At 35.3% G+C, this 12,398-nt stretch carries 11 protein-coding genes; 1 reads left to right on the forward strand and 10 read right to left on the reverse strand.

All coding sequences use genetic code 11. The features are described from left to right. Positions 1-10 precede the first annotated feature (10 nt). Positions 11-1,321, reverse strand: a complete 1,311-nt coding sequence (locus tag ACSYSF_RS04430; RefSeq protein WP_489868330.1) for a purine-cytosine permease family protein — start codon at positions 1,319-1,321, stop codon at positions 11-13. Between the two features lie 307 nt (positions 1,322-1,628). Here ACSYSF_RS04430 and ACSYSF_RS04435 point away from each other — a divergent pair, with 307 nt between their 5' ends. Next, entirely contained in the window at positions 1,629-2,501 is an 873-nt protein-coding gene (locus ACSYSF_RS04435) for a DUF975 family protein (protein WP_489868331.1), read from the forward strand. 68 nt (positions 2,502-2,569) lie between these two features. Here the strand turns inward: ACSYSF_RS04435 and ACSYSF_RS04440 are convergent, their stop codons facing one another. From ACSYSF_RS04440 to ACSYSF_RS04480, 9 genes are all read right to left on the reverse strand, one after another. After that, entirely contained in the window at positions 2,570-2,953 is a 384-nt protein-coding gene (locus ACSYSF_RS04440; protein WP_489868332.1) for a VOC family protein, read from the reverse strand. A 144-nt stretch (positions 2,954-3,097) separates the two neighbouring features. Then, positions 3,098-3,415: a SemiSWEET family transporter gene (locus ACSYSF_RS04445; RefSeq protein WP_489868333.1), complete on the reverse strand. Its 318-nt coding sequence runs from the start codon at positions 3,413-3,415 to the stop codon at positions 3,098-3,100. 181 nt (positions 3,416-3,596) lie between these two features. Further along, on the reverse strand, positions 3,597-4,268 hold the full coding sequence (pgmB, locus tag ACSYSF_RS04450) for a beta-phosphoglucomutase (protein WP_489868334.1): 672 nt from the start codon (positions 4,266-4,268) through the stop codon (positions 3,597-3,599). A 6-nt stretch (positions 4,269-4,274) separates the two neighbouring features. Next, the gene (locus ACSYSF_RS04455) at positions 4,275-6,581 is read right to left on the reverse strand and encodes a glycoside hydrolase family 65 protein (protein ID WP_489868335.1); all 2,307 of its coding nucleotides are present in this window, start codon (positions 6,579-6,581) and stop codon (positions 4,275-4,277) included. Between the two features lie 21 nt (positions 6,582-6,602). Then, on the reverse strand, positions 6,603-8,120 hold the full coding sequence (locus ACSYSF_RS04460; RefSeq protein WP_489868336.1) for a PTS transporter subunit EIIC: 1,518 nt from the start codon (positions 8,118-8,120) through the stop codon (positions 6,603-6,605). 17 nt (positions 8,121-8,137) lie between these two features. Beyond that, positions 8,138-8,626 (reverse strand): PTS sugar transporter subunit IIA, encoded by a 489-nt coding sequence (locus ACSYSF_RS04465; RefSeq protein ID WP_489868337.1) that lies wholly within the window; start codon positions 8,624-8,626, stop codon positions 8,138-8,140. A gap of 13 nt (positions 8,627-8,639) precedes the next feature. Beyond that, positions 8,640-9,341: a trehalose operon repressor gene (treR, locus tag ACSYSF_RS04470; protein ID WP_489868338.1), complete on the reverse strand. Its 702-nt coding sequence runs from the start codon at positions 9,339-9,341 to the stop codon at positions 8,640-8,642. 305 nt (positions 9,342-9,646) lie between these two features. Beyond that, on the reverse strand, positions 9,647-10,630 hold the full coding sequence (locus ACSYSF_RS04475; RefSeq protein ID WP_489868339.1) for a LacI family DNA-binding transcriptional regulator: 984 nt from the start codon (positions 10,628-10,630) through the stop codon (positions 9,647-9,649). Between the two features lie 59 nt (positions 10,631-10,689). After that, entirely contained in the window at positions 10,690-12,165 is a 1,476-nt protein-coding gene (locus ACSYSF_RS04480; protein ID WP_489868340.1) for a sucrose-6-phosphate hydrolase, read from the reverse strand. Positions 12,166-12,398 lie beyond the last annotated feature (233 nt).

Raw genomic sequence — 12,398 nt, forward strand, 5'->3', positions numbered from 1 at the left:
CCCTTCTTTTTTATGCATTAGTATTTTTTGAAGCCTTTTTATCAAATAATTTCATACCGACAAAATAAAATACTGCTGCCATTATTAAAACATTAATTGATTGGATTCCCCAATCAATGACGTAACCCAAAACAACACTTGCTATCCACGATATTATCGTGACAACCGGAAATTTATCAGTATCACTAGGCAACTCACCAGCTTTTCTACTCTGATCTAATTCTTTTCTGCTTCGCTTTAAAATCCAATAATCAACAAACATAATTGATGCTACTGGTGGGAAAACAGCTCCTAACACGGTTAGAAAAGATGAAAACTTATCGATCAAGCCGATAACTGATAAAAAGGTTCCAATACAACCAGCAACGATGGTGATCCAAGCACGATTAAAATTCACGTGAAAAACTTGTTTAAAGAAGTTCACGATATCCAAACTTGCAGAATAAAGATTAACGTCATTAACTTTAACTGTTGATAAAATGACTAATAAGATACCCAAAACACCTGACAATTGATAAATAATCGGCATAATATCTGATGTTCCAACAGCATGGACCATTAAAATTCCAATAACATTCACACCTAATTCACCAATAATTGTTCCAATGACTGAAACCCAAAAAACATCAATACCATTTTTAGTTCGCCGTGTCATATCAGGCATTATAATGGCACCAACAATAAAGTTACCTGTCACCATTGTAATACCAGCGCTCAATGACATGGTGGCACCTGGTGCAGCCATTGTAACCAACCCAGTTAAAGTGTGTCCTTGCAACATATTATATGTAGCAATCCCCATCACAATAACAAAGGCAGGTACAGAAATATTAGTAGTCCAACTTAATCCTTTAAATCCAAATATTACCGAGAAAGTAACAACCAAACCTGTGATTGTAGCAATTAATTTATAATTAGGATTACCCGGTAATAACGACACAATCCCTTGTGCAAACACTGAATTCTGAATACCAAACCAACCTATCAAACTTACTGCAAAGGCTAATCCAACAACTGCCGAGCCGATTGTACCAAATCCTGCCCATTTAGAAAGTAAACTTGTCGCTAATCCTTCACGTTGACCAGCTAAACCAAGGCCAAAACCAATAAATTGCAGAACAACACTACCAAGCACCGTGGATAAAACAGCATCTCGAAAAGTCATACCAAATCCCAATTCCGCTCCTAGCATAAATTGACTTAGAGCAACGAAACCACCAATTTGAACCATTAAAACTTTCCACATCGGATCACGTTTATTCATAGGTATTCTACTAGTAGAATAATCATCAAATACTTCGGATTTCTCATTATTTTCCATATGAATCATGATCTCCTTAAATTAGAATATATTCATCAAATTTTAATAAATATCAATTTTTCATCATTTTAGTTTAAACTTTTAAAATTGTAAACCGTAATTTTTTAAGTATTAAAATCATATAATTTCACTAAATATATCTTTTATTAATTATTTGTATTATTTTTTATTAAAATAATTTGACAATGTCCATAAATAAATACGGTTATATTAAATATAATTTTTCCTATATTTAGTACTAAATATGTTAGATGATCATGATTAATATGTTAAGCTAATAATATAAATATATGAGGAGGCAGTACAGATGGATACAGCTTATGATAGAAAATCTGTTCGTAAACAGATTAAAAAGCAAGCTAAATCAGCCCTACACCGAGACATATGGGGCAACATTGCCTTAGAAGCCCCTATACTAATCTTGGCTTATTTACAGTTTTTTATTTCCTACATGTCTGATGGTTCTCGTAGCACAGCTAGTTTCATTTTCTTGCTTATGGCAATTATTATTGGATTAATATTAACCATTTATGCAACTTATGTGCAATCGTTTCAATCATTGAAACAAATGCAATCAGATGAAGAAGTAGCACAGCCAACAAAATCTTGGTTTAAAACCTATTTAAAGCAACCTTGGCAAAGAACCATTTGGTTAAGCGTCTGGATGTTATTCATTTTCACAATTGGTTGGATTGTCCTTGTAATTATTGGAGACATACTAACACAAACATCGTTCCTATTCATGATTATTGCCAGTTTAAATTATATGGAGCCACCAGCATTTGCCTACGTACTATTAGTATTTGGTCTTATTTTGATGATTGGCTTCTTTGTGGTCGGTATTATGAAATGGTATAAATACATTATCGTACCTTTCGTTGGATACGATAATCCTTCATTAAAGGGATTCCAACTAATTGCTGAATCACGTAAGCTAATGCGCGGTCGTCGTTGGGAACTATTCGTCATGCAACTAAGTTTTTTCTGGTGGATATTACTTTCTATGGTTACACTTGGTTTGGCTAGTTTTTATACAGCACCTTATATGGCACTAACTTTGGCTGGTTATTTTGATGTTCTAAAAACTGAACAAGAAAAACAAGAACAGGCAGAGGTAGCAACAGAAGCTCCTGTTAATTCAAAAGAACCAATTGTATTAATACCTAATAAATTAGATTAAATGTTATAAAAAGCGGAAGTATCAAAATAACTGATACTTCCGCTTTTAATTTGTTGTGTTAAATTTATCTATTTAACAATTTCACAGAACTCCACAATGACGCCATCAGGCCCTTGCACATTGAAAAACTTAATTCCCTTTTCCCAGAATGGACGTGTTTGTACCTCAGTATCAATTAAATCAAAGCCTTCTTTTTTAGCTTCAGATAAAGATTTAGCTGCATCTGTGACATCCAAAGAGATATGATTTATCGCACCTGGTTTACCGACAATTTCATCCCCAGTCCATGACTCAATTACTAAATTTTCACGCTGCATAAAGATCACATTGCCAACTGGAAAATCACCGATTTTTTTAAATCCTAATTTTGTCCAAAATGCTTCTGATTCAGCTAACGAAGATGCTGGAATTCCCACGTGTTGTAATCCTGAAAGATAATCTGTTAATACCATTATATTTCCTCCATCAATGTATAAATATTGTGTTAATTTAATTGTAAACGTTTACACAATCGATGACAATCTTTTGAATATCTAAATAAAAAACACCCGATGATATATTAATCATCGGATGTTTCATAACCTTTACATTTAAATTTAATGAACGTATATTGTAAAAATAGTTATAATACCAAAAAATATACCTGGTACATTTGAAATAATTAGTGGCCAATCACGGTAACGTTTAAGCCATCCATACCCGGTCCATAACACAGCATCAAGCATCATTGTTAATGGTTGACTTAGTGGTACTGGGTTCCCGGATAAATTACTTTGAATTTCAGAAATATAAGATACATACATTAGCACACACATAATTGTTGCCAATTCACTTATTATTCTTACAATTCTAACTCGTCTATTTGAATCAATAAAGCGCCGTCTATCACTAGATTTATCGGTTTCGCTGTTCATTTTCCCGTTTATATCCTCCTAGAGATAAAATAATACTCGCCTTTTATAATAAACGCATTTAAATAATATGCAAGGGTTAATTTAATATAATCAGTATAATGATATTTTCACTATATTAATAAAAAAATAGTCAGAAATACCGGAATACCATCCTCATTTCTAACTATTTGATCTTTATATATTAATGCCAAGCCTCTTTAATTGCTGACAAAGTAACATCTGCCGTTGTTGCAAAGTTAATGTCTGCTTCTGCCAGAACATCCTTGCTACCAACACCAATACTGGTCTCACCAGAACCGTTAATACTCTTTATACCAGCTGCTGAATCTTCTATTCCAATAACCTGTTCAGGATTTAAATTCAAAACTTTAGCAGCTGCAGCAAAGATTGCAGGATTCGGCTTACCTGCTGTCACTGATGCCGGATCAACTACTGCTTCAAAATAATCGGTCAATCCAAGTCTTTCAATAATGAATGGTGCATTCTTTGATGCTGAAGCAACACTCATTTGATAACCATTTTGTTTTAGTTCGGCTAAAAATTCAGACATACCAGGCAAAATATCGTCCGGTGTTAACGTTGAAATTAGCTCACGATATTGGGTATTCTTTTTTGTTGCTAACGCTTCACGAGCGGCTTGATCGTATTCATCATCAAAGCCTCCTGCTGAAATAATTAGTGCCAAACTACCCATACGATCGATACCCTTTAGATTTTCGGCTAATTCAGGTGTCCATGTTGTCCCAACTTCATCCGCAATTTGATGCCAAGCAATCGTGTGAAACTTAGCTGTGTCAGCTAGCACACCATCCATGTCAAACGCAAAACCTTTAATTGTACTAAAATCACTCATCTGTAATTACGCCTCCTCAATGACTTGTTGTTGATTAGGTTGTAGATGCAATGTTTGATTATAAACGATAACATCCATTTCACAATCCGCTGAAATCGTTACTTTACCAGGTACTATATCTAGTGTAAGTAAGCCAGATTTGAATTGTTGTTTAAACGCTAAACGATGCCAACTCGTTGGTAAATCAGGCTTAATCACAACCGCACCATCACGTAATGACACACCACCAAATTCGTTTTGGATGACTTCAAGAGTTTCACCCATCACACCAATGTGAATACCTTCTGCCGTTGTACCACCTTGAATATCATAATAATCAGATCCAATAGCTGTCGTTAGGTATTCTAAAGCTTCTTCCTTGTTATTAAGGGTAATATCAATACCGGCAAAAACAGGTCGTGAAGTCGTCGAACCATGAACAGTTCTAGCAAGATAGTAATCTTTGTTAATCTGCAACCAATTTTGAGGTACTGTGTATCCTAATTGTTCAATTAATTTCAGAACATGCGTTGCTCCTAAATTGTAAATTAACATTAGGAAATCAGCTTGTTTTGCGACTTGATAATCATCTGGTGACAAACCTTCAGCCTTCATCAAGCGATCAATACGATGAATATCCTCATATTTAGCACGATAAGCTTCAAAATCAACAGGCTTCAAATTAAAGTAACCTGCATATTGAGCAATAACACCCTCATCATTAATTTCTAATGCCAATTTGTGTGAAACTTCCGCTGCTTTAGCTAACAATGTTTGATCAATGTTTGGTAATTTTTCATTTGCACCTAACGCTTGCAACCAATTTAGTGACCAAGTCAACATTAGGTTAGTATATGCATTATCTTTGATACCACCATTTTCGGCATCGGGATAAGCTTCGTGGAACTCATCTGGTCCCATAACTCCTGCAATATGATAGCGACCATCCTCTTCTAAAGTAGCTTTGTTAAGCCAAAACTTTGAAGTCTCTACCACAACGTCTAAGCCACCTTCTGCAAGAATACTTTCGTCACCAGTTAATTGTACGTAAATCCATAGATTATAAACAATAGCTAATGAAACGTGTCGTTGCAATCGCGAATTATCTGAATTCCACTCATTATTCACTGTGTTCAAATGAATAACTTGTGCTTGTTCATCCCCATACATACCTGATTGCCATGGATACATAGCGCCAGCTTCACCTTCTGATTGGGCATTTAACTGTGCACCATGTAAACGATTAAGACGATACTTTAAAATGTCACGTGCAGTTTCAGGTTCGTTAGCTGCCAAATATGGTATGACAAATATCTCATCCCAGAAAATATGACCACGATAACCTTCACCAGTTAGGCCACGTGAACCAACTGAAGCATCTAGATATTGATTAGCATTATGTTGTGCTGATTGATACATGTGGAAAACATTCATTCGAATCATTCGTTGCATATCTGGATCATCACTGTCCAAAACTATGTCAGCGTGTGACCATACATCTTGCCAATACTTTTGCGAATCCGCTTGAATATTACTAAATGTCGTTGTTAATTGTTGATCAACAACTTGCTCAGGACCATCTTCTTCATAACTCGTTGCAATTCCTATTACACGATCAATTTGAATAGTGTGTGTTGGTGTTAATGAAAATTCAGCACTCGCAATAACTTGTTGATTATCCGTTAATGTCACAAAGTCTGCATCATTACTACTTGTTTTAGCACCAACAACCAATTTAATATTAGATTGTCTTGTTTGGGCAACCAATTTATCTTTAATTAAAGCAATTACCTCAAACTCTTTTGAATCAAAATCACGGTAACGTTTAACATTCTTATTTTCAACCGATCCATCAATAATCGCTTGTACTTTCACATTAGCTGTGAAATCACCACTAATTGATATATTGACACCAATTTGATGCATTTTATATGGATTAACCACTTTTACGGTTTTAAGAGTTAAATTACCCTTAGCTGTTGGTAAAATAAACTCTTCAGTTAAACTTCCAGTATCAAAATGTAGGATTGATTCACGAGTAATGGGATTGAATACCACCAATTCATCATCTACAAATATTTTAATCAGCTGTGGATTTGGTAAGTTTACCAAATCCTCATTGACGACATCACGACCTGCTACTGGCGTTGTTGTTTGATTAAAAACACCAGCAACATACAATCCTGGATAATGATCATCACTATATGATGTCATCACTGGTGCGCCACGCCAACCTAGGTATCCATTACCTAACGTCAATAGTGATTCTTCACCGTATGACCGTGATTCTGTTGTTACGTTGTTATATTTTAATTGCCAATCGTTTGGATTCATTAAGTTGTCCTCTCGTTTGAATTAATCGTTAACGGCATCCTTGAAAACATTCTTCTTTTCAGCTTGCTTAGCATTTTCAACATCAGAGTCTTTAAAGCCCCAGAAGTAAACAGCCACAAATGATACAACCGTTGTAACAACCGCAGCAAGCAAGAAGTACCAGATATTATTAGGGTTTGTCTTTGAAAAGAATGAAGGGAAACCAATCCATGAACCAGTAAAGCCGAACATATCGACCTTGAAAATTCCTGCAATCAAACCACCAACGGCACCACCAATATTGGCCATCCAGAATACACGTCCGTACTTTAGATTAATACCATACATTGCGGGTTCAGTAACACCAGCAAATCCTGAAAGAGCTCCAGCCATAGCTAAACTCTTAACATTTGTAATCTTTGACTTAGCCCAAACACCTAATGCACCAGCACCTTGCGCGATCATTGTAAAGTTAATTAATCCATTCAATACTGAGTGTCCTGTTTGTGCAATATCATTAGAAATAAGTGGCACAATCATCCAGTGCAAACCGAAAATAACTAGTACTTGATATAGTCCACCGATAATAGCACCAGCAATTGCTTGATTTAGCGTTACAATCCAATTAATGAATGCTGCTAATCCTGATGAAATCAAAGTAATCACAGGACCAACAACGACTAAGACAACTGTTGAAACAATAAATAGTGTAAATAGTGGTTGGAAAATTGAACGTAAACTTAGCGGCAATACTTTCTTAAACCAATTTCCAACTGGTCGAGCCAACCATGCAGCAAAAATAATTGGGAAAATTGAATAGGTGTATGATGGAATGTGAATTGGCAAACCAAAGAAGTTTGCATTCATCGTCACACCAAGGAATTCAACGAAATTTTTAGACGTCTTAGCACCTATATCAACCATAGTTGGATGTACTAAAACACCAGCAATTGCTGCAACAATAATCGGATCAGATTTCAACTGCTTAGCTGCAGTATATCCGACTAGAATTGGTAGGAAGTAGAAGGTTGAATCACCCATTGTATTAACAATTTGATACGTAGTTGATGATTCATCAATCCAACCCAAATTAAACGTAAATAGCGTTAAGAACCCTTTTAGAATTCCAGAAGCAGCCAATAGACCAATGATTGGCATCATCGAACCAGTAATGGTACCAATTAACAATTGGAAACCATACTTAATTGTGCCGAAAAATCCTCTTGGTTCTTTATTACCACCTTGATTACCACCAGTTGCATCAACTGCGGCTTCAGTTGCTTCTTCATCGACAACATCATCCCCTAATTGCTCAACAACTTTGTCATAAACATCTTCTACAGCTTGACCAATAACGACTTGATATTGACCAAGTTGTGAATTATAAACTGCACCTGCAACGCCATCTAACTCTTGAATAGCAGCTGTATCGGCCTTATCAACATCATTTAAATAAAATCGTAACCGTGTAATACAGTGAATAACTTTATTAACATTTTCTTTACCACCAACTTCAGTGATAATGTCCTTTGCTAATGCATCATAATCTTGTTTTGCCATTATTTTTCCTCCATTATCTAATCGATGGCAATCGCTTGACCAACTTGGTCACCAGCGGCAACACTGCCTACATTTACTTTTAATTTTTCTAACTTATCTGCAGAATTGGTAATTAATACCATCGTTGTTGTTGATAATTGCGCATCTTTAATGCTTTGCCAATCAACAATAGATAAAACATCACCACCTGATACGATATCGCCAACTTTTACTTTTGGTGTAAAAGGGGTGCCATTTAAAGACACTGTATCAATACCGATATGAACTAAAATTTCTAAACCATCAGCACGTTTCATACCAACAGCATGTCCTTGTTGTAACGTTACTTCACCAGCAACTGGTGAAACAATATCGCCACCACTAGGTTCAACTGCAAAACCATCGCCCATCATCTTGCCGGCAAAAACCGGATCAGAAACGTCAGTTATTTCAATTAAATTACCTGACACAGGCGCATACAAATTAGCATCATTTGCAACTTCTTTCTTCTTACCAAATCCAAACATTAATTAAACCCTCCTATTTATGACGTCTAGCAAATTCAACACTAGTAAAACGATCAGCCCGATGCCGTGATTCCGTATATGATAATATTCGGTTATCAGCTAGTCGTGTTTCACTACGAATAACGACCATCGGCATATGCTCATCAATATGTAAAAGTTGTCTATCTTGCACCCCACTTTTCTCAACAGTCATACGTTTAACAGCATAATCAATTTGTAATCCCAATTGGTTCTCAAAATAATCAAATAATGATTTTTTAGCAGCTTCATATGGAATATCGGCCACAATATCTTGATTAACGTAGTCATAATCTAAAACAGTTGGTTCATTGATTACACGCCGCCGTTCGACCAAAGTTGCCAATATTGAGGAGTCCTTTGACGTTAATATTTCAGGTACTTCAATATTAGACTTTATAGAAATGACATCATTACGAACTTCTAAGTTAGCCTGTGCCATCATTTCACGATAACTTTCAAGCGTTGAAACAGGGAACACGAAATGCTTGTGATTTAAAACAATAGAACCTTTACCCGGTAAACGTTGCACATAACCATCATCAGCTAATGCTTTTACTGCTTTACGAACCGTTTCACGCGATACTTGATAACGCAGAACAAGTTGACCATCACTTGGTAGATAATCACCAGGTACATATACTTGATGATGTAAATCTTGTAGCAAATCTTGATAAATCTTTTTATACTTATCCATCTATGTTCCCCCTTTCGACAATTTAATTCTACCCGATTATGAAATCGCTTTCAATGTTGATGTACCGGCTTTCACGCCACTCGACTAGTCAGGTTATGAGTAACGCTTATTCTATTAGGGTTTCCAAACTAGTCAGGTTTTTTGATTTTCACAACCTACTGGGCACAATAATAAATTAACATGTACACAATACATAAGTTGACGGCTTTTTTAGCATAATTAAAAAGAAAAAATTGACTTATACGATCTAATTAAAAAACGCCCAGTTGATTTACCATCAACTGGACGAGATATCATATTTAATTTTATACTGTCACGCCTTGATATAAAGAAACAGGCAAGATAAATTCACTTTCATCAATTTGTTCATTCGAATTATTAAGGCGTCGCATAAGCATTTCGACTAACATAGTAACAATATCATCTAAAGGTTGCACAATTGTTGTTAAATGTGAAAAATAAGTCCTAATAAAATTAGTGCCATCATAACCAATTACTTTTAATGAGTCAGGTACCTTAATATTAAGCATTTGAGCAACTTGTAAAACAAGAATTGCCGTTAAATCATCACTACAGACAATGCCATCAGCCTCTCTTTTTTCCAGAAATCTTTTAATTGATGCTTGTTTAATCATTGGGGTTTCATCAAAAAATATCGGAAATACATGACTTTCTAATCCCAATTTTGCCATTTGTTGTCGATATCCCTGCAACCGTTTATCAGTTGGATTACCTTTTTGATTAGGATTTCCCATAAAGTAAATATTACGTGCACCAGCTTCATACAAGGTCTTGGTAGCCAAAATACCACCTTGTAAATTATCACTACTAATGGTTGGCATTTTATCAACATAGTGTCGATCAAAAGAAATGATTGGCAAATTAGTGTTCTGATACTCTGTAATACCTAAATTATGTGCACCCGTAATAATACCGTCCACTTGGTTAGCAGCCAGCATTCTTAAATAATCGCGTTCTTTTTCAACATCATCGGCTGAATTACAAAGAATAACTTTATATCCTTTTGCGAACAATCTTTTTTCTAAACTTTCAATTAATTCAGCAAAAAAAGGATTGGTTATGCTCGGAAAGATAAGACCGATTATTCTCGTTTTTTTCCCCTTTAACGAACGCGCTAATGAGTTAGGTTGATACTGTAACTTTTCCATCGCATCAAACACTTTTTGTTTTGTTTGTTCACTTAAGTAACCATGGTTATTAATAACTCGTGATACAGTCGTTGGTGATACACCTGCTTCTTCAGCAACATCTGATAGTTTTGGTTTCACAATGATACGTCCTTTACACAGAAATAACTTCTATCATTATTGTACCAAAAAAATATTCATTACATACTCTTAAGTGCTAGATAACGACCTGAATAATTAATTTGCTGTTCATCAGCAAAAGCAATTGTGGTTTGATTCTCAGGTGCAAAATAACGTAAAGTCATCACTTTTTGGCCACCATTAATGAAAATTTCACAAACTGAATGATCAACAAAAATGTCCAGATGCAGGTCTTCATTATCATTTAATGAAATCTGACGTTGTTCACCATATTCAGTCGCAAATCGTTCACCAACTTGAGAACGGTCGACTTCTAAATAACTGTTAGACTTTGTATTAAACCTAAGTTGTAGCGCGTGGTCAGGGGTCCCATCGCTTATTAGTAATAAATTACCCATTTGATTAGCAGCTATGTCTAACTGCACTTCGTATTGTTGCCCAGCTGATTGTACTAATTCAGATTGATGACCGGTTAATTCTTTTTCGTAATCGATCAAGCTAGTCATATTAGTAACTGGTACTTGATAAAGCTCACCATCTACAACTTTTAGTTGTTTTACAATACTTAAGCAGTGCGCCCAGTTCTCTTTATCAGTTGGATATTCAATTTCAGGTAAGCCTACCCAACTAATTAAATAAGCATGCCCATCTGGTGCATTAAATGCTTGACTTGCATAAACATCAAAACCATCATCCAGTTGATACATTTGGTTATTTTGCGCCTTAAAAACACCATTTTCAAAGTCAAAATCATCACTGATTGCATAAACATTCGGATAAATATTTTCCGTCTTTAATACTTCTTGTGGCAAGCCTTGCGGACAAAAAATGAGCACCTTATGGCCATCAACTGTCACTAAATTAGGACACTCAACCATGTATCCTAAAGCACTTAGATTGTGCTTAACTGGCCCCTTATTATGCCAATTTTCTAAGTCATTCGATTGATATAATAATACTTCACCTTGTAATGTTTGTTTATCTTGGGCGCCAATTAAGGCATAATATTGACCATTTGCCTTAATTAATTGCGGATCTCTAAAATGATCTGTTACATTGTCAGGCTCCGTAATTAAAGGCTTGGATAATTTAGTGATATGGTTTTCTTTATCCATCCAGGCACCATTTTGATAACTTGTTCGATGCCAATCTTTATCACGAACATTACCTGTGTACATTATAAATAATTGGTTATTAATCACTTGTGCTGAGCCAGAATAAGCCCCTTGTGCATCAAACTGATTGCCTGGTAACAATGCAACACCTAGATTCTCCCAATGTACCAAATCATCAGATACACAATGCACCCATGATTTAAGACCATGAACGGCACCAAATGGAAAAGCTTGATAAAAAATATGCCATTGACCGTTAAAAAAGGAAAAACCATTGGGATCATTTAATAACCCTGATTTTGGGCTAATATGAAAGCCAGGTTTAAATCTAGAAGTAGCTGCCTGCTCCTCTAATTCATTAATTGTTTTTGCCGAATAACTTGTATACTCACGGTATCGTTGTTCTCTAGTCCATGTCATTTTGAGATTCTCCTTTATAGTGACAGTAAACTATCTCTTTTAAACTATCACTTATAAAGTAATTTAATTAGCTTTAAATGTCAAACGTTTGACATAGCAACTACGTACTTTTAAAAAAGGATTATCAAAAACTGTAAGAAATTTCTGCTAAACGTTTGACATATTTTGAAAATACGATATTCTATATATGTAGCATATAAAGAAAACGTTTTCATAAATCTTTAAGGAGTAAG

The sequence above is a fragment of the Weissella sp. ESL1139 genome (assembly GCF_058506735.1).